At 70.0% G+C, this 18,483-nt stretch carries 18 protein-coding genes; 12 read left to right on the top strand and 6 right to left on the bottom strand.

All coding sequences use genetic code 11. The features are described 5' to 3' along the window. Positions 1-468: 468 nt before the first annotated feature. The 3 genes from ACFVM3_RS35755 to ACFVM3_RS35765 all read left to right on the top strand — a co-directional run bounded on the left by ACFVM3_RS35755 (position 469) and on the right by ACFVM3_RS35765 (position 2,677). A complete protein-coding gene (locus ACFVM3_RS35755; RefSeq protein ID WP_378444318.1) occupies positions 469-777 on the top strand; it encodes a hypothetical protein in 309 nt (102 codons plus the stop codon). 34 nt (positions 778-811) lie between these two features. Further along, a complete protein-coding gene (locus ACFVM3_RS35760) occupies positions 812-2,059 on the top strand; it encodes a nucleotide sugar dehydrogenase (RefSeq protein WP_378444319.1) in 1,248 nt (415 codons plus the stop codon). Positions 2,060-2,140: 81 nt separating this feature from the next. Further along, on the top strand, positions 2,141-2,677 hold the full coding sequence (locus ACFVM3_RS35765; RefSeq protein ID WP_378444320.1) for an EF-hand domain-containing protein: 537 nt from the start codon (positions 2,141-2,143) through the stop codon (positions 2,675-2,677). Between the two features lie 34 nt (positions 2,678-2,711). Here the strand turns inward: ACFVM3_RS35765 and ACFVM3_RS35770 are convergent, their stop codons facing one another. Genes ACFVM3_RS35770 through ACFVM3_RS35795 form a run of 6 tightly spaced genes read right to left on the bottom strand, consistent with a single transcriptional unit; the run spans position 2,712 to position 8,077 of the window. Beyond that, a complete protein-coding gene (locus ACFVM3_RS35770; RefSeq protein WP_378444321.1) occupies positions 2,712-3,113 on the bottom strand; it encodes a DUF6917 domain-containing protein in 402 nt (133 codons plus the stop codon). Next, on the bottom strand, positions 3,046-3,990 hold the full coding sequence (locus ACFVM3_RS35775) for a Gfo/Idh/MocA family protein (RefSeq protein ID WP_378444322.1): 945 nt from the start codon (positions 3,988-3,990) through the stop codon (positions 3,046-3,048). The genes ACFVM3_RS35770 and ACFVM3_RS35775 overlap by 68 nt, the downstream gene beginning before the upstream one ends. Continuing rightward, entirely contained in the window at positions 3,987-5,036 is a 1,050-nt protein-coding gene (locus tag ACFVM3_RS35780; RefSeq protein WP_378444345.1) for an Ldh family oxidoreductase, read from the bottom strand. The genes ACFVM3_RS35775 and ACFVM3_RS35780 overlap by 4 nt, the downstream gene beginning before the upstream one ends. Next, the gene (locus tag ACFVM3_RS35785) at positions 5,033-6,253 is read right to left on the bottom strand and encodes a M20/M25/M40 family metallo-hydrolase (RefSeq protein ID WP_378444323.1); all 1,221 of its coding nucleotides are present in this window, start codon (positions 6,251-6,253) and stop codon (positions 5,033-5,035) included. Before ACFVM3_RS35785 ends, ACFVM3_RS35780 begins: the two co-directional genes overlap by 4 nt. Continuing rightward, positions 6,250-7,068, bottom strand: coding sequence for a sugar phosphate isomerase/epimerase family protein (locus ACFVM3_RS35790; RefSeq protein WP_378444324.1), 819 nt, complete (start codon positions 7,066-7,068; stop codon positions 6,250-6,252). The genes ACFVM3_RS35785 and ACFVM3_RS35790 overlap by 4 nt, the downstream gene beginning before the upstream one ends. Further along, the gene (locus ACFVM3_RS35795) at positions 7,058-8,077 is read right to left on the bottom strand and encodes a Gfo/Idh/MocA family oxidoreductase (RefSeq protein WP_378444325.1); all 1,020 of its coding nucleotides are present in this window, start codon (positions 8,075-8,077) and stop codon (positions 7,058-7,060) included. Before ACFVM3_RS35795 ends, ACFVM3_RS35790 begins: the two co-directional genes overlap by 11 nt. A gap of 251 nt (positions 8,078-8,328) precedes the next feature. Between ACFVM3_RS35795 and ACFVM3_RS35800 the strand changes: the two genes are divergently transcribed. The 9 genes from ACFVM3_RS35800 to ACFVM3_RS35840 are packed head-to-tail and all read left to right on the top strand — an operon-like array spanning position 8,329 to position 18,475. Then, positions 8,329-9,393 (top strand): DegT/DnrJ/EryC1/StrS family aminotransferase, encoded by a 1,065-nt coding sequence (locus tag ACFVM3_RS35800; protein WP_378444326.1) that lies wholly within the window; start codon positions 8,329-8,331, stop codon positions 9,391-9,393. Continuing rightward, positions 9,390-10,511, top strand: a complete 1,122-nt coding sequence (locus ACFVM3_RS35805; protein WP_378444327.1) for a DegT/DnrJ/EryC1/StrS family aminotransferase — start codon at positions 9,390-9,392, stop codon at positions 10,509-10,511. The genes ACFVM3_RS35800 and ACFVM3_RS35805 overlap by 4 nt, the downstream gene beginning before the upstream one ends. Then, positions 10,511-11,149: a class I SAM-dependent methyltransferase gene (locus ACFVM3_RS35810; RefSeq protein ID WP_378444328.1), complete on the top strand. Its 639-nt coding sequence runs from the start codon at positions 10,511-10,513 to the stop codon at positions 11,147-11,149. Before ACFVM3_RS35805 ends, ACFVM3_RS35810 begins: the two co-directional genes overlap by 1 nt. Further along, entirely contained in the window at positions 11,146-12,072 is a 927-nt protein-coding gene (locus ACFVM3_RS35815; protein WP_378444329.1) for a UbiA family prenyltransferase, read from the top strand. The genes ACFVM3_RS35810 and ACFVM3_RS35815 overlap by 4 nt, the downstream gene beginning before the upstream one ends. Then, a complete protein-coding gene (locus ACFVM3_RS35820) occupies positions 12,069-13,373 on the top strand; it encodes a protoporphyrinogen/coproporphyrinogen oxidase (protein WP_378444330.1) in 1,305 nt (434 codons plus the stop codon). Before ACFVM3_RS35815 ends, ACFVM3_RS35820 begins: the two co-directional genes overlap by 4 nt. After that, positions 13,370-14,863 carry a class I adenylate-forming enzyme family protein gene (locus tag ACFVM3_RS35825; RefSeq protein WP_378444331.1) on the top strand — a complete coding sequence of 498 codons (1,494 nt, stop codon included), beginning with the start codon at positions 13,370-13,372 and terminating at the stop codon, positions 14,861-14,863. The genes ACFVM3_RS35820 and ACFVM3_RS35825 overlap by 4 nt, the downstream gene beginning before the upstream one ends. Then, positions 14,854-15,645, top strand: a complete 792-nt coding sequence (locus tag ACFVM3_RS35830; RefSeq protein WP_378444332.1) for a class I SAM-dependent methyltransferase — start codon at positions 14,854-14,856, stop codon at positions 15,643-15,645. The genes ACFVM3_RS35825 and ACFVM3_RS35830 overlap by 10 nt, the downstream gene beginning before the upstream one ends. Further along, the gene (locus ACFVM3_RS35835) at positions 15,642-17,015 is read left to right on the top strand and encodes a CoA transferase (RefSeq protein ID WP_378444333.1); all 1,374 of its coding nucleotides are present in this window, start codon (positions 15,642-15,644) and stop codon (positions 17,013-17,015) included. Before ACFVM3_RS35830 ends, ACFVM3_RS35835 begins: the two co-directional genes overlap by 4 nt. After that, entirely contained in the window at positions 17,012-18,475 is a 1,464-nt protein-coding gene (locus ACFVM3_RS35840; protein WP_378444334.1) for a class I adenylate-forming enzyme family protein, read from the top strand. Before ACFVM3_RS35835 ends, ACFVM3_RS35840 begins: the two co-directional genes overlap by 4 nt. The last annotated feature ends 8 nt before the right edge of the window (positions 18,476-18,483 follow it).

Consider the following 18,483-nt stretch of genomic DNA (forward strand, 5'->3'; position numbering starts at 1 on the left):
CCTTCCTTGCGCCAGGCGCAAGGAAGGGGACCTTCATGTACTGGGATGGTGTGAAGGCCTCCTTGAGGGATCCAGAGTCCCTCAAGGAGGCCTTCACGGACCGGGCCTGGCATCAATCGGCGGCCGGAGCCCCAGCTCCTTGTGAGTCCTTTATGGACAGTCAAGCCGCGCCCGGCTCGGCCGGCCCCGGGAACATCCGGCCGCGCAAGCCTTTTCCGGCCGGATGGGCCGGGACACTCTGCGTCCCGAATCTCGGCCGATCATCCCTGACTTCATTGCCCGCGCCACTCGTTCATGTGAACCGCCCGTGTTCGAAGATCACGCGCAGAGTGCTTGAAGCCGCCATCTGAATGACCCGGCGGAGCGGACCGCAACCTGCGCGCGTGAAGTTCCGGCGGGGCACCGGTTTTACCAAGAGTGACTGTTAGCGTGCGGAGTGAAGTCGTGATCTTGATGTGGAGGCATCCGATGAACCGTCTTGTCATCGCCGCGTTGAGCGCGGCATCCGCCTGCGCCCTGCTGCTCGTGGCGAGCCCGCCTGCCCAGGCCGCGGCGGGGGAAGTGGTGGTCTTTTCGACGGAGTTCCAGCGGCTGGACACCTACCGGAACCCCGATGGCTGTCACAAACTCCCCATCGCCGCGCACGTCCTGGCCAATCTGACCTCGGCCGAAGTGGTCATCTACGGCGACCCGCTCTGCTTGATGCCAGGGATCCGGGTCCCGGCGGGATTCGGTTCCCACGTCCCGCCGGGCACAGGTTCGTTCTCGGTCAGCTGACCGGTTCGCGCGACATCGAGACTGAGGGGGTCCCGTGTCTGTCGATCTTGTCGTGGTCGGAGTCGGCTACGTAGGGTTACCGCTGGCCGAAGCCGCCTGCGGGGCGGGGTTGTCGGTCACCGGCTACGACACCTCGCCGAGGGTCGCGGCCGCCGTGGCCGAGGGGCGTTCGCATGTGCCCGACGTGACCGAGGGCCGCTTGCGGGCCATGCGGGCGAGCGGGTTCACGGTGACGACCGATCCGGCGGTGCTCGGCACGGCGGAAACGATCGTGCTCTGCGTGCCGACCGGGCTGGACTCGGCGGGCGGACCGGATCTCGCCGCGGTGCGCTCCGCGGCCGAAACGGTGGCCGAACATCTGCGGCCGGGGACGCTGGTGGTGCTCGAATCGACGAGCTTTCCCGGCACCACCGACGAAATCGTCCGGCCGATCCTGGAGAAGTACGGCCTGACCGCGGGAGAGGATTTCGCGCTCGCCTATTCACCCGAGCGTGTCGACCCCGGCAACCGCCGCTTCGGCATCCGGAACACACCGAAAGTGATCAGCGGGCATACCCCGTTGTGCGCCAAATACTGCGCGGCGTTCTACGGGCGCTTCGTCGACACGGTCGTGGTGGCGCGCGGCACCAGGGAAGCGGAGATGGCCAAGCTGCTGGAGAACACCTACCGCTACGTGAACATCGCCCTGGTCAACGAGATCGCCATATTCTGCGACCGGATCGGGGTCGACGTGTGGGACGTGGTGCACTGCGCCGCGACCAAACCTTTCGGGTTCATGCCCTTCGTGCCGGGGCCGGGCGTCGGCGGGCACTGCATCCCGGTCGACCCCAAATACCTGCTGGACAAGGCCGAGCGGGAGGGAACCTCACTCGGTGTCGTGCACGCCGCCCGCCTCGTGGACGACCGGATGCCGGAGCACGTGGTCGACCGCGTGCGGCGCCTGCTCGCCGGACACGGGAAAGCGTTGCGGGGAGCGAAGGTCCTGATTCTCGGCGTCGCGTACAAGGCCGATGTGCCGGACACCCGCGAGTCCGCCGCCATCCGGATCGCCGTCCGGTTGCGCGCGCTCGGCGCGGACCTGTCCTACCACGATCCGGTGGCCGGTGCCGTACCCGAACTGGGGCCACCGGTCGCCGACCTCGACGAGGTGCTCTCCGCCGCGGACGTCACCGTCCTGCTGGTGGCGCACCGCGCCTACGACCTCAGCCTGCTGACCTCGACGGCCAGGCTGCTGTTCGACGTGACGGGACAGGTTCCCGGAGAGGAGGTCGTCCGTCTTTGACCGTGTCGGCCGGATCGAGCGCCGGCTGACACGCGCGTACCGCAGATTCTTCCGAGTTCACGCGAAAAGGAGTGTGCACGAATGACCACGGCGGTCAAGAACGACAGGCTCAAGAAGCGTTTCGAGAAGTGGGACGTCAACGGTAACGGCAAGATCGAAAAGTCCGATCTCGAGGCCGAAGCCGGCCGGATCATCAAGGCGTTCGGCGAAGACCCGGCGTCGCCCCAAGCGCGTGCGGTGAAAGACTCTTTCGTGGCGATGTACGAGTACCTGGCAGGCAAGGCCGGCGCCGGCCCGAACGGGGCGCTGAGCGAGAAGCAGTTCACCGAGGTGATCGAGGCGCAGATCTTCCAGGAGGGCGACTCCGGATTTGATCGCGTGGTCCGTCCCACCATCGCGGCGATCGTGGGCCTGTGCGACACCGACGGCGACGGCGAGGTCAACCAGCAGGAGTTCGCCAAGTGGCTGGCGGCCATCGGCGTCGAGTCCTCGGCCGTCGCCCCCGCGTTCCGGGCCATCGACGTGAACGGCAACGGAAAGCTGACCGTCGACGAACTCGTGCACGCGGTACGCGACTACCATCTCGGCAAATCGGACGTGCCCCTGCTGGGCAAGTAGCGGCGAGCCGGTGAGCGGCCCGGCTCCGGGCCGCTCACCACCTGCCGCGGAAACGCACTTCCAGTTCCGGCTTCAGGCCGAGCTCTTCGCCGGTGACGGGCCGCGTGACGGTGATGAGAATGTTGTAGTGATTGGGAAAATGGCATCCGTCGAAGCCGAGCACGGTACCGACGAGTTCGCCGCCGATCCACAGCTCGTCGCCTCGGTCGATCACGCCCGCCCGGTCGATTTCGGCGAAGCCGAGGAAACCGACGCGGTCGATCGGCGCTCCGGGCTCCGTGTCCTCGTGGCTGGTCGTGACGAGTTCGTGGATCTCGCCGGTGCGAACGCATCGGCTGGCGAACGGCTCCAGGCTCATTCCCCGATCGTCACGGTGATGTACCAGCACCTTCACCACCGTGCCGGTGATCTCCCGTTTCGGCCCGTCCTCGCGCATCGCGCTCCTTCCGATAGCACTCGTCCACTATGGACAGAGTGGTGAGACCGCAGTCGCGCCAGGCGCCGCCCTTGCGCACGGCTTCCTCGAATTCCCGCAGCAACCCGTCGTACTCGTGCCAGAGCGATTCCTTGAACGCCGGAAAGCCGTCGAGCATGTCGGCCCGCAGGACGGTGCCGTCGGTCAGCCTGACCTCGATGTCCTTGACTTCTCCGGGAAACGACCAGTCGAGTTCGACGACCGCGTTTTCGAGCACGAGTGTCGCCTGCCTGTCGACGCCCTGCGCGTCCCGCGTGATCCGCATGCTTCGCAGCGCCACCGACCCGAGGAACAGCTGGACGAGATCGAGCGCGTTGGGCCCGTTGTCCGCCACGCAACCGCCACCGCAACGCGCGGTGTCGAGGTACCAGCGGTCACCGCCGACGTGTTCTTCGATCCGCTCCAGATAGCGCACCGTCAGCGAAGCGATCGGTGCCCGGCCGGCGAGGGCGTCGTGCAGTGCCCGCACGTTGCTGTTGTACCGGCGGTGGAACGCGGTGAACAGGGCGACGTCCCGCCGCGCCGCTCTCGTCACGAGATCCTCGCCGTCGACTAGCCCAGTGGCGAGGGGCTTCTCCACGCACACCGGCAGACCGGCGTCCAGCACATCCCGGCACACGGACGCGTGGACGTCGTTGGGTGCGGTCACGATCACCGCGTCGAGCCCTCCGGCGGCGAGCATCTCTCGGTGATCCCGGTAGCCGGGCACGCCGATTCCGGCGAGCACCGCCGGATCGAGATCGCAGACCGCGACGAGCTCGAACGCCGGGGACCGGTCCACCGCGGCGAGGTAGAAGCGCGAGATGACACCGAGCCCCACGACACCGACCCGGATCATCCGGCCGCCCTTTCCAGCGTCGCGTGCAGTTCCTCGTAGACGTCGTCGGGCACCGGCACCCCGTGCGCGCGGAACCGGGCCGCGCGTTCGCCCTCGTGCCAGCCGGGATAGACGACCGGGACGGCGGCGTCGCGGGCGGGCCAGCCACGCACGGCGGCGAAGAGCGCGGTCGCGTCGGCGGCGAATCCGCCGCGCAGGAGTTCCGGTGCGATCGCCAGCGTCAGCACCCCGATGTCGTCGTCGCGGTTCCCGTCGGCGGACAGCGCGCCGAGCGCGGCGCCGGGCACCAGCGCGCCGAGCACTTCGACGAGCAGGCCCAGCCCGAATCCCTTGTAGGCACCCGTTTCGGGATCGCCGCCCAGCCACAGCAGATGGGCATCCCCTCGGTCGAACGCGGCGGCGTCGGTCACCGGTGCGCCGTCGTCGGTGGCGAGCCACCCCGGCGGGATCGCCCGGCCCTCCCTTGCCGCGGCCCGCACGCGACCGGTCGGCACGACGGTGGTGCTCATGTCGAGGACGAACGGGTGCGCGTCACCGGCGGGACAGGCCAGCGCGAGCGGGTTCGTGCCGAGCATCGTCGCCGCGCCGCCCGGGGGCGGGGCGATGCGCTGCCCGCCACAGTTCGACGCGACGAGGCCGATCATGCCGTGGGTGACGGCGCGCGCGGCGTGATGGCCGGCGCAGCCGATATGCGTGGCACCGCGCAGGGACACCATCCCGATGCCGTGCCGCGAAGCCCTGGCGCACGCCAGTTCCATGGCCTGCGACGCCGACCACAACCCCAGCGTGCGACGGGCGTCGGCGAGGACGCAGGCGCCGAGATCCGTCTGGACCACCATGTCCGCCGCCGGATCCGCGCGTCCGTCGTCGAGCAGGGGCAGGTACAGCCGGGTCAGGTTGACCAGTCCGTGTGACGTCACCCCGGTCAGGTCGCCGTGGCACAACGCGGTGGCGGCGATCACCGCCCGGTCCTCGGGAACGCCGCGGTCCACGAAGATCCTGGTGACCAGGGAGAGAAGCTCCGGATAGGGCATCAGCACGGTCAGGCTCCTTCGTTCCGGCTGAATCGCACGACAATTTCGCGGACGAGGTCACTGAACCTGTCGAGTTCTTCGACGTCGGCGTACTCCCCGGCGGAGTGCGCGTTGTTGCCGCCCAGGGAACCGGGGCCGAGGACGGCCGTCCGGGTGCCGGGGACGTCGGCGAGCCAGAGGGCATCGCAGGTGAAACCGGGCTCGTCGTCGGGCCAGCGGGGAGCCAGCCCGTCCAGCAGCGGGATGTCCCGAGCGGTCAGGGCGGGCAGGTCGCGTTTGAGCCACCGCACCTCGGTGATCGCCGCGGCGTCGGCGGCGGTACGGGCGAAGGCTGGCGTCTTCCGGAACCGGGTGACGAACTCGGCGAGGCCCGACCGCAGGCCGTCTTCCAGCGCCGAGGTCATCTTCGACGCCGCTTCCCGGCTGTCGTAAGGAATGTTGAGCAGAAGCTCTCCGCTGCCGTACACCCTGTTGTGCAGGTGGCCGGTGTGCAGCCCCGCCAGGCAGACCCGGCCGTGTTCCGCCAGGTCGAGCGCCAGATGCTGGGCGAGGAAGCCGAGCAGGACGGTGGCGTTGTGTCCTCGGTGCGGTTCGTCGTCGATCGCGTCGTCGCCGCGCACTCGCACGCGAGCGGTCATCGACGCCGAGCAGCGGGGCAGGTAGCGCAGGCCGGTCGGTTCGCAGAAGATGTTGAGCTCGCCGTGGAAGCCGGCCTCGACGAGCGGCCGCGTGCCGAACGTGCCCATCGCGCCGCCTTCTTCACCGGAGACGGCCTGGATGAGCACACCGGCGTCCCTGCCCACCGCCGGATCCGCCGCGACGGCGGCCCGGATCCCGGCCAGCAGTGCCACCGCGGGCCCCTTGGCGTCGATCGCGCCGCGGCCGGTGAACCTGACCCCGTCGAAACCCGCCGGTTCGAACGGCGCCACGGTGTCGAGGTGGACGTTGAACATCACGGAGGGACTGGCCGGACCGAGCCGGAGCACCAGGCTCGGCTGACCGGCGAGGAAGTCCGGCCCGGCTTCGCGGACCGCGACCGGAACACCTGGCCGGTCCAGTACCGACGGGTCCGGGCTGCCGAGGTACAGCGTCTCGAAACCGATCCCGGCCGCCGCGCCGGCGTAGTCCCGCATCGCTTCCCAGAGCCGGACTTCACCGGACGTTTCGAGCGGACCGGCCGTCGGCAGGGCGAGCAGCCGTAGCAGCAGATCCCGATCCTCGTGGATCACCGGATCAGGCCGGCCATCGCCCGGCCCGCGGCGATGAACGTGGCCGCCGCGTCGTGCGCGAGCACACCCGGCTCATGGGGCTGGATCGCGAGATGCGGTTCCAGCGACCAGGCGCCGCTGTACCCGTTGGCCTGTAACAGCTTCACGCAGTCCGCCACGCGTGCTTCACCCTCGCCGGGGATGGTGAAGCCGTGCTCGTCCGCGTCCTTGACGTGCACGTGCTCGACGTGGTCGGCGATGTCGGCGAGCAGGTCGAACCCGTCGTAACCGTGGGCGACGCCGTTCCCGGTGTCGAACAGCAGCTTCAGTGCCGGGCTCGCGACCTCGTCCAGCAGTTCGAGCATCCGCTCGGCGTTCGTGCCCGCCCAGCCCGAGCAGTTCTCGTGCAGCAGCGTCACGCCGTGGCGTTCGGCGTGTTCGGCGAGAACGGTGATCCTCGCCGTGGCCTGGCGACGCCAGTCGCGCGCACTCAGGCCATCGTTGGGATACGACATGATCCGGACGTAGCGGGTGCCGATCGACCGGGCCCGCCTGGCGAGGACGTGCAGTTCCGTGAGGTCGTGCCGGAAGTCGGTGGTGACCGGCCTGCCCCAGCCACCGATCCGGGACGCCAGGCAGACCACGTCCATCGACCTGTCCGTCAGCGTCGTCGCGACCTCGTCGAACCGCTCGTCGGTGAGGTCGGCGACAGGGACCCGATCGAGGGTGCGCAGCTCGATCGTCCGCCAGCCCAGTGCGTCGAGCGCCGCGAGCTGGCCGCCGAGGTCGTCGGCCGCCTCGTCGGTGATGCCGGCGAACACCGGGTCAGTCGGCATGGGCCGCCACCGCGTCGGGTTCGGGTCGCGAGACCGGTTCCGCGCAGATGTTCTTGGCCACCGACAGCAGTTGCACCACCTCGGTGGCGAAGGTGAATCCCTGCGTCTGCTCGCCGTCCACCTGGAACTTCCGGTAGGCCACGGACATCCACTCGGTCATGGCGTCGTCGCGCAGGACGACGTGCTCGGACTGGCCGCTCGACCGCAGGGTCAGCTGCGAATGGTGGTCGTCGCCGCTCACCGCGAAATGCCCGATCGCGGTCCCCGTTTCGAAGTCGACGGTGACCCGCCGCTCGCGTACCGGCGAGGTGAGATCCGACCGGATCTCCGTGTGGATCCCCGAATTGTGGCGGAGACCGACGTTGGCCCCGCCCATCCGGGGGCCGACGTTCCCGTCGACCTCGAGATCGGTCCCGGACGCGTGGGTGACCCGTGCGGCGCCCGCGAGCCGCAGCGCGAGCGCGACTCCGTGCGGCAGTTCGACGTCGAAGGCGGTCGGGTGTCCCGGTGTCACGAGAGACCGGCGGAAGCGCGGTTTGTTCTGCACGATGTCGATGGACTTGGGAGCGCCGAAGCGGCCGCTGCGGATCAGCCCGACCAGCCGCGCGGTGAGCGTGCTGGCGAGCCAGGGCTCGACGACCTCGATATGCAGTTTGTACTTGCGGCGCAGGCGGATGATCCTGGCGAGGTCGTCGATGTCCGCGGCGAGCGGCTTCTCCACGATCACCTTGCGGAAGCCCAGCGTGGCCAGTTCGGAGAGCACGGTGAGCCGTTCGGTCGGCGGTGTGCAGACGTGCGCGACGGTGCGGGCGGGGTCGAGTCCGGCGGTCGCGGCCTCGATGGTCGGCACGACCTCCAGACCTGCCCGCGCGGCGACGGCAGGCCGCGGTTCGCACGCGATGACGGGAGCGTCGTCGAAGAGCTGCTGGGTTCGGGTACGGAGTTTGGCCAAGACCGGCAGATGCAGACCCGCGCCTGCCCGGCCGAGTCCCACAATGAGTGAACGCACTGGTGAGCCTGCTCCTCAGAGTTTCCCATTCGGAATCCGTCGCAAAACTGACATCCGCGATGATCGAGTGTCAATACTTTCCGCGTGAGTTGACCAGGACGTGCGAACCTCCCGAGTGCCCTGTTTTCCTGACATACGCTCGGGAACGGGTTCCAACGCCACCGGAGGTGGGTACGCTGTCGGTGTCATTTTTCAACCAATCGAGCACATTCGAACGAACGTGGCCCAGTGCAAGACGACATATTCTCGACGTGTTCGAAAATGGCAAGTATTCGCACGGCCGCAAGGTGGCCGAGCTGGAAGCCGCGCTGGCCGGTTACACCGGCGCGAAGTTCGTCATCGGGGTCAACAGCGGAACGGACGCGTTGGTCCTGCTGCTGCGGGCGGCGGGTCTGCGGCCTGGCGACGAAGTGGTCGTTCCCGCCTTCTCCTTCGGGGCGTCGGCCACCTCGGTCGTACTCGCGGGCGGGCGTCCGGTCTTCGCCGACATCGAGCCGGACGGGTATGGCATCGACCCCGCCGCGGTGGCGGACGCCGCGGGGGAGCGCGCCCGGTTCGTCATGCCGACACATCTGTTCTCGCGGCTCGCGGACATCGACGGTGTCCTCGACGTGGCTCGGCGGATCGGGCTCACCGTGGTGGAGGACAGCGCGGAGGCCATCGGCATGCGCCATCGTGGCAGGCACGGCGGGCTTTTCGGCGCGGGCGGGGTGCTGTCGTTCTTCCCGACCAAGACGCTGGGCGCGCTCGGTGACGCGGGCGCGGTCCTCACCGACGACCGGCGGATCGCCGAGACCGTCGACGCGCTCCGCCACCACGGCCGGTTCGGCGGCACGATCGCCGATTTCCCCGCCATCTCCACGGCGACCGGTCTGCCCGGCGTGAACAGCAAGATGGACGACATCCAGGCCGCCGTCCTCCTCGCGAAGCTCACCAGGCTGGACCTCGACATCGTTCGCCGCGCGGAACTGGCCGCCCGGTACACGACGGCGCTCACGGACGTCGACGGGGTGCGCAAGCTGCCGTCTGCGAGACCGGACAGCGTGTTCTACGTCTACGTGGTGGAGGTCGACTCGCGCGACGACCTGGCGGCGCATCTGTCGGCGGACGGTGTGCAGACCGAGGTCTACTATCCGGCGCCGCTGCCGCTGCAACCCTGCTTCGCCGGACTCGGCCACCGGAAGGGTGATTTCCCGAACGCAGAGAACGCCTGCCGTCGCACCCTCGCGCTCCCGCTGTATCCGGACATGTCCACCGGCGACTGTGACCGCGTCTGCGCCTCGATCCGCGCGTTCTACCACGGGCGGCGTGGATGACACTGCCGTTCTTCCCGTCCGATCTCTTCGACGAAGACCGGGCCGAACTGCTGGACATCGTCCGCCGCGTCGGCCTCGCCCCGGAACAGAAGTTCATCCTCGGCGACCGGACGGCCCGCTTCGAGGCGGCGATCCGTGACTCGGTCGGCGCGGCGGACGCGATCGCTTGCGGCAGTGGAACTTCGGCGCTGACGCTGGTACTGCGCGCGATGGACGTCGGCGACGGCGACGAGGTGATCGTGCCCGCGTTCGGCTGCGCGCCGCTCGCAGCCGCACCCGCCCTGCTCGGCGCGACGCCGGTGTTCGCCGACATCGACCCGTGGTCCATGGTCGTCGATCCCGAGGCGGTCGCCGGCCTGGTCACTTCGCGGACCAAGGTGATCATGCCGGCGCATATGTTCTCCGTCATGGCGGATATGCCCGCCTTGCGCCGGATCGCGACCGGCGCGGGTGTGCGGCTGCTGGAGGATTCCGCGGTCGCGCAAGGCGGAACCCTCGCGGGCACGCCCGCCGGGAGATGGGGCGACGCGGGGGTGTACTCGTTCGTCCAGGTGAAGACGTTCGGTATGCCGGGCGAGGGCGGCATGGTCGTGACCGACGATCCGGACCTCGCCTCGGCGGTGCGGATGCTGCGCAATCACGGCCAGGACGGCAAGGACCGGTTCGTGTACCACCGGGTCGGCTACAACAGCCGGTTCGACGAGATCATGGCCGCGTTCCAGCTGTACCGGTTCCCCGGTCTTCCCGGTCGGCTCGCGCGCCGGGCACGGATCGGGGAGTACTACACCGAGCGCTTCGCCGACCTGGCGGGTTGCGGGGTGCTGGCGCCGCCCCCGGCGAAGGACGGGCGGTGCTACTACGTCTATTCGCTGCTCGCCGAGCGCAGGGACGATCTCCGTGCGCACCTGGCGGCACGGGGAATCGGCTCGCACGTCTACTACCCGGCCCCGCTGCCGCGGCAACCCGCGTTCGCGCGGTACACCCGGCCGTCGGACACCTGGCCCGCGGCGGAGCTGGCCGCGCGGCGCACGCTCGCCATACCCATCTACCCCCATCTGACGGACGAGCAGGTGGAGCGCATCGCCGACGCGGTGTGCGAGTTCGCGAAGGAGTCGTGATGCAGCAGATCACCAGCACGCCCGCGCCGAGCGAGGTCGCCGAGGAGTGGCACCGGCGCGCGGAACGCGCCGGGCTGTCCCGCGTCATGCGCGCTTCGCAGCCCGCCGAACTCGCGGCCGAGACGACCACCCGCACCATCCGGCTCGTCACCGGTCTCCTGCGGTCGCTGGGCGACGTCGGTGCCGCGCTGGAGATCGGCTGCGGGATGGGCAGGCTCACCCCGGCGATCGCGGCCCGCGCCCGTACGGTGACCGCGATCGACATGACCCCGCGCATGCTCGCGCTGGCGAGGGAGAACTGCGCGCATCTGTCCACTGTGGACTTCGTGCGCACGAAGGTCCAGCGGCTGCCGTGGCAGGACAAGCGGTTCGACGTCGCCGTCTGCGTGTGGGTGCTGATGCACGTGCTGGACGACGACGAGATCGCCGACGCTTGCCGGGCGATCGCCGCCGCGGCCCGTCATCTCGTGCTCGTGGAATACGAGGAGGCGGACATCCCGGTCGGCAGGTTCTCGCGATTGCGGACCGTCGAGGAGTACCTGGCCCTGCTCCCGGGCGCCCGGCTGCTCGAACGGCACGACCTGCATTACGGCGGCGACCGGTCCTTCGCCGCGTTGATCGCGTTGGACGGGCGATGACCGCGACACTGGCCGCCACCCGCGGCAAGGCGTATTTCCGGCTCGCGAAACTCGACATCGTCGACTACTACCTCGGCGTGGTCGTGGTGTGGACGCTGCTCGCGCCCGCGTCGCGGTTCGACACCGGCGTCCTGGCCTCGGTCGGGGTGTTCCTGCTCGGCGAGGTGTTCGTGATCGCGGCGATGGTCGCCCTCGACGATCTCACGGGCTACCGGGACGGCAGCGACATCACGAACTATTCGCCGGACGACCCGAAGCGCAAGCGGTATCGCAAACCTCTGGTGGCCGGCACACTCGACGAGGGCCAGGTGCTGCGGTTCGCCTGGGCGACGGCAGTCGTCGGTGCCGCGCTCTGGCTGACGGCCATCGCGATCGCGCCGCACCGTCCTGTGTGGACTGTCGTGCTGATCGTGGTCACCTACTTCTTCTCGCTGCAGTACTCCTGGGGAGTGAAGCTCAGCTACCACGGCTTCCAGGAGTTCTTCATCGCGGCGCTCGGCTGGGCGCTGGTGCTGGCGCCGTACGGCCTCGCGTCCGGCGAGTTCACCGGGTTCGCGCTCGCACAGGCGTTGCTCTTCGGGCTGGGGCCGCTGCTGTTCGGCGTGTACTCCAACACCAACGACGTCGACGGCGACCGACGGGTCGGCAGGCCGACGGTCGCGGCGCTGACCACTCCGCGAGGCAACATGTACTTCGTGGTCGCCGTGTCGGCGGTGGAGTTCGCCCTGATCTTCGCCGTGCCCGCGCTCGGTGGCCCGTGGTGGTTCCCCCTCGCGTTGCTCCCGACCCTCGTGTCGCGCATCCGGCAGCTCTGGCTCGGGTTCGTTCGGGGCGACATCATGCGGGCCAGGAGGCTCGGCATCCACATCCACCGGATCACCGTGCTGAGCCTGGTCGTGGTGAACCTGGTCGTGATCTCGTGACCGATGTCGAGGTGGCGGTGGTCGGCGCGGGCGTCGCCGGGCTCACCACCGCGTACCGGCTCGGCAAGGCAGGGCGTGAGGTACGGGTGTTCGAAGCGGCCGACGTGGTCGGCGGCCGGATGACGACGCTGCGCGAGGACGGCTTCCTGATCGACACCTGCGCCGAGCAGATGGCCGAGCAGGGCTATCGCGAGACCTGGCGGCTGCTGGCGGACCTGGGCATCGACGCCGACGCCGCTCCCCGGATCGGCCGGGGCATCGCGATGTGGCGAGGCAGGCCCAGGTCCGGTGTCGCGGAGCCCAGGGGACTGCTCACCGGAGCGGGGTTGTCCCTGCGGGCACGGCTGGCCGGGATGCGGGCGATGCGGGGCGAGTTCGACACCGAACGGCCGGAGGCCTCCAGGCTGGGCGGCCGCACCGTCGCCGAGTTCGCCGCGCCCCACCACCGGGATCTGCTGGACTACCTGCTGCAGCCGGTCGTCTCCGGATTCTTCGGCTGGGATCCGGCGCGTTCGGCGGCCGCGCCCCTGCTCGCCCTGCTCACGTCGGTCGGCCCGCCGCCGACCTGGCGGGCGTACCGCGACGGAATGGACACCTTCGCCCGCGCTCTCGCCGAGAGGGTCGGCGTCAGCACCGGCTTTCGTGTCGATCAGGTCGTCGACGACGGTTCCGTGGCGCGGATCATCAGCGGTACGCGTGAAATCAGCGCGAAGGCCGTGGTGCTGGCCGTGCCCGCCCCTGTCGCGGCCGAGCTGTACCCGCGACACGGATCGGCTTTCCTCACCGCCTGCTCGTTCACCCCGGTGGTGAAGGCGCATCTGCTGCTCGATCGCCCGCTCGGCGGTCCCGACTACGCCTTGATCGTGCCGACGGCGGAGAACGGCACGGTGGCCACGATCATCTTCGACCACCTGAAGCACCCTGGCCGCGCGCCGGCGGGCCGCGGCCTGGTCACGGTCATGGCCCATCCGGACGCGGTGCCGGAGCTGCTGACCGCCACCGACGAGGACGCGGTCACCCGCTTGACCGACGCGGCCGAGCGTCTTGTCCCCGGCCTGCGGGCGGCGACTCGCCGCGCACTGGTCCGGCGAGTGCGGCACGCGGCGCCCGAGGTGACACCTCGCGCGCTCGCCTTGCGCGCTTCCTTCGAGGCCGGCCTCGGCCGGGGCGTCGTCGACTACGCGGGCGACTGGGTGTTCCTGAGCCCGTGCAGCGAAGCGGCCGTTCGTTCGGGCATCCGGGCCGCGCGGCGCTTGACCGATCGGCTCGCGTGTCCCCTGAAGGAGGAGAGAGCCGGATGAAACCGCACGACATGGGAACGTTGTTCGACGAATGCGCGCACACGCGGACGACGGTGTGCCTCGACCGCCCCTTCGACATCGCGCCCGAGCGCGGAACCGTGTACTCGGTCGCCGGGCTCGCCGAGCTGGTGCGGGACGCGGCGGGATGGCTCTCCGGGGCCGGGGTGCGGCCAGGGGACCGGGTCGCCATCGTCAAGCGGAACCACTGGGACTACGACCTGCTGGCGTGCGCCGCGGCGCGGCTGGGGGCGGTCGCGGCGAAGCTGTCCGGCCACCTGCCGGACGACACGCTGGAACTGCTGCTGAAACGGCTGGACGCCGCGATCGTGGTCACCGATCGGCCGTCCCCGCGCGGAGACCGGATCTTGCCCATCGACGGTTTCGCCGCCGCCACGCCACCGGAGCCGTACCGGAGGCACGCCGACGAACCGCTGCTCATCTGTCATACGTCGGGAACGACCGGGACACCGAAACTGGTGATCCACACGACGAGGACGATCATCGACCGGCTGGCCCGCCCGGAGGCGATCCGCTGGCCCCTTCTCGGGGTCCGGCGTGACGACGTGCTGGGCAACGCCAGTGCCTACGCGCACGGCCGGACCTTCTGCTGGACGGCGTCGGCGCTGTGCCTCGCTCCACGGGAAATCGTGATCCTGAGCGAGTCGGTCGCGGCGGAGCGGGTGTTCGGACGGCATCGGCCGACGGTCATCGAGGCCCTCCCGTCGACGTTCGTGCGCTGGCGGCCACTCGCGCGCTCGCCGGAGAACCCGTTCCGCCGGGTCCGGAGGTTCGTCAGCACCTACGACGCCGTGCACCCACCGGTGATCAGGACCATGCTGGACGCCACTCGCCGCAAGTGTCCACTGTGGATGGAAGGCTGGGGTCAATCGGAGACCGGTCCCCTTTCGTTCCGGTTCTTCACCAGGCACTCCGTGCGGGCGACGCGGGACGTCGGCAGGCCGCTGCCCGGACTCGCGAAGCTACGGGTCGTCGACCCGGAGACCGCCGAACCGGTCCCGCGGGGCACTCCGGGGCTCCTCATGGCACGCACTCGCGCTCGCTGTGTGTCCTATGTGGGCGAACAGGATCGCTGGGAGGACAAGGCACATGGACCGTGGTGGAACACCGGTGATCTCGGCGTGGTGAGCCGGACCGGCGCGGTGACGTTGCTGGACAGGGAGGTCGACAGCGTCCCCGGGCTGAGCTGTCTCTCGATGGAGGACACCCTCGAGGACCGGCTCCCGGCCATCGCCGAATGCGTCGTGCTTTCCGCGGCGGGAAGGGCACCGATCCCGGTCGTCGTGACCGACACCGGGCTGGATCCGGCGCGGTGGCGGGCCGCCGTGGCCGATCTGCCGCCGTTGGGGGAGCCGGTGACGCTCGCCTGGGACGAGGTACCGCGCACCGGCACCGGGAAGGTGCGGCGGCTGGAACTGCTGGAGCGGCTGACCGGGACGGCCGCCACGAACGGATCGGGAAGGTGGACGTGACCACGGCCTACGTCTTCGACAACCACAGCGGGCACGCGACCGAGCAGCATCGGTGCCTCTCCGAGGCGTATGACCCGGTCACCTTCGCGCGGCTGGAGCGGACCGGCGTGCGAGAAGGCTGGTCCTGCCTCGAAGTCGGTGCGGGCGGCAGCGGTGTCGCGCGGTGGCTCGCCGCCAGGGTGGCGCCGACCGGATCGGTGCTGGCGACCGACATCAAACCCGACCACATCGGCAGCGGGCCGGGGCTGACCGTCCTCCGGCACGACGTGGTCCACGATCCGTTGCCGCGTGGCGGGTTCGACCTCGTCCACGCCCGGCTGGTCCTGCAGCATCTGCCGGAACGGGAAGCCGTCGTCCCCAAGCTGGCCCAGGCGCTGAAGCCGGGTGGCTGGATGCAGATCGACGAGTTCGACATCTCCTACGGCCCGGTGCTGCTCGCCCCCGACGCCCGAGCGGCGAGTGTCTACGAGAAGTTCCTGGCGGCCAAGGAAAAGACGTTCAAGACCGCGGGCGGGGACGGTACGTGGGGCCGCCGGGTCGCCGCGTCGATGGCAGGCGCGGGCCTGGTCGACGTCGATCCGGTGCCCATGGTGTTCCCGTGGCGGGCGGGCTCGCCCGGTCTGCGGCTGCTGATCCACCACACCCGTCACCTGCGGGACCGGCTGATCGCCGCGGGGATGACCGACGAGGAACTCGCCGAGGTGCGTTCGGTCATGGCGGATCCGGGGTTCCGCGCCTCGTCGTGCGTGCTGTACTCCGTGCACGGGAGGCGTCCCGCATGATCACCGAGGTGGACGCCGTGACCGTCGCGGGTCCGGTCGACCTGCCGCTGGCCGGTGAGCTCGACGTGCAGGCCGCCTGCGGGATCATGCATGTCCACGGCAGGCGCTTCGGACGGCCGACCCCGCTCGGCCTGGACTACGCGTCCATCCTCGCGGCCGAACTCGCCGAGCTGGGCGGCGTCGCGCTGGGGCTCGCTCGTGATCGCGGGATCCCGCTGCGCGGCGTGTCCACCTCGGTGGCGCAGGCGGCTTTGCTGGCGGTCTCCCAATATCTGGCCGCGGCGACGGCCGAAGACGACCATTCCGAGGACTTTTTCCCCGGTGGGCCGCCTTTCCACTCGGCGGACGGCGTCGCGTACGAGATCGAGACACTCGATCCGGCGGTGTGGCACCGGTTCTGGCGGGAACTCGGCGTCGACGAGCGGACGATCTCGAATGCCTGGCGGCCGTTCCTGCACCGGTTCGCGACCGCGACCTGCCCGCTGGCGCCGGGGTTGGGGAAAACCCTTGCGGCACGGCCGATCGCGGAGGTGGAGCAGATCGCGGTCGGTACCGGGATGACGCTGGTGAGGGTGGCGGACCGGAGGTTCGACCGGCTGCCCGCGTTCGCGGTGAGCGGGCTGGGCCGAGGGCATCGGCCCGCCCGGCCGTCGCTGCCGCTCCCGTTGTCCGGTTTGGTGGTGCTCGAATCCTGCCGCCGGGTACAGGGCCCGCTGGCAGGCCACCTGCTGCGGCTGCTCGGTGCCACGGTGCTGCGGATCGAGCCGCCGGGTGGCGATCCGCTGCGGTGGGTCCCGCCGATCGCCGGTGACGCGTCGGCCAGGTTCCGTGCGCTCAACGACGGCAAGGAGGTCATCGAGATCGACTTGAGCACACGGGACGGCAGAGGTCATTTGCTCGACCTGGCCGTCGGCGCCGACGTCTTCCTGCACAACTGGGCGCCCGGAAAGGCGGGGCAGTGGTCGTTGAGCGCACTCGACCTGGCGCGTGCCCGGCCGGGGATCCTGTACGCGCACGCGTCGGGATGGGGTGCCGAGCTGGGGCCGGAACCGCCGGTGGGCACGGATTTCGTCGTGCAGGCCTACGCGGGGGTTCCGCCGTCGCTGATGACGATCGTCGACGTGTTCGGCGGGGTCGTCTGCGCGCACGGCGTCGTGACGGCGTTGGCCCGCGGAGCCACGCGGGCCGACTCGTCGCTCCTGTCGGCGGCGAGCAGGCTCAACGCGGGCGCGCGGCGGCGCTGCGACCGTCCGTTGACCGTGCCGGTGTGCGACGACCTCACCGCGCTCGCCGCGGATCCCCGGTTCTCCCGTGCGCTGATCCACGATGACTGCGTACTCGTCGCGTCGCCGTGGGAATTCACGTCATGACCTGGGTGTCCGCCACCGGGGTGGTGCTGCGCGACCTCGTGCCCGCCGAGCTCCGCCGCGAATGGGTCCGATGTGGACATTGTCCGGACAGGGATCTGTACTCGCTCTTCGATGACCGGGTGCGCGAACATCCGCTTCGCACGGCGGTGATCGACGACGAGGGATCGCTCGATTACGCGCGCTTGGACGTCGCTGTACGAGAGCTGGCGGCGCGCTTGGCGGCCGCCGGATGCGGCTCGGCCGACATCGTCGGAGTGAGGGAACCGGCCGGACGGGACTCGGTGGTCGCGGAACTGGCCGTGCTCGCGCTCGGTGCCGTGGTGCTGCCGTTGCCGCCGGGCTCGGACGATCTCCTCGACCGCGCGCGTGTGCGGTTCCTCGTCGAGAACGGGCGGGTGGCGGATGGATCCGGCCGCGCGACGCCCATCGTCCGTCCGCGTCCGGAGGCCCCGGCACGGATACTGGTGTCGTCCGGTTCGGAGTCGGCGCCGAAGATGGTCGCCTACTCGCACAACGCTTTCGCCGGCGGGCGGGCGAACTACCTCCGTGCCGTCCACGGCGGGACGGAGGTTCCCCGCGACCTCGTCCTGGTGTCGCCGACGTCGGGATTCGGCTCGTTCGGGGTGCCGGTGACGTTGTGCCGCGTCGGCGGCACGCTGATCTTGACGCGCCGGTTCGAGGCGGGCGCGGCGCTGCGGCTGATCACCGAGCACCGCCCGACCCACGTGTTCGCCGTACCCGCGATGTGGCGGCGCATGGCCGACCATCCCGCGCCCGTGGACACCGCCGGGCTCGCGGCCATCGTGTCGAGCGGAGACACGTTGCCCCCGACGACGTCGGCCGCGTGCCGTGCGCGTTTCGGCGTCGAGATGATCGACGTCTACGGCTCGTCCGACGGCGTCAACTGTCATACGACGCGACCGGAGGACGGTGTCGGCGTACCGGATCCCGCGGTATGCGAGATCCGGATCGTCGACGGCGAAATCCACGCCCGAGGTCCGATGACACCGCTGTGCTACGTCGCCGCACCGGAACTGGACGCCGAGTACCGGCCCGGCGGTGGCTGGGTGCGGACCGGCGACAACGGCCGTTTCGACGAGCGCGGCAGGCTCCACGTCACCGGCAGGAGCAAACGCGTGGTGATCCGCGGCGGGTACACGATCAGCCCGGCGGAGGTGGAGCGCACGCTCGGCGGGCATCCCGCGATCAGGGAGGTCGCCTGTGTCGCGGTACCGGACACCGAACTGGGTGAACGGCTCTGCGCCTGCGTGGCGCCCCGGAACGGCCACTCGCCGACGCTGCCCGAACTCACGGCGTTCCTCACCGCCGAAGGCCTCGCCGTGCGCAAGATGCCGGAATTCCTGGTCACCCTTCCCGAGCTTCCGCTGGGCCGCACCGGAAAGACCTGCCACCGCACGCTGGCCGATCTCGCGGCACGTTTGTACCGGAGTACGTCCTGAGGTGACAC

The organism is Amycolatopsis sp. NPDC057786 (genome assembly GCF_042797905.1).
GTDB lineage: Bacteria > Actinomycetota > Actinomycetes > Mycobacteriales > Pseudonocardiaceae > Amycolatopsis.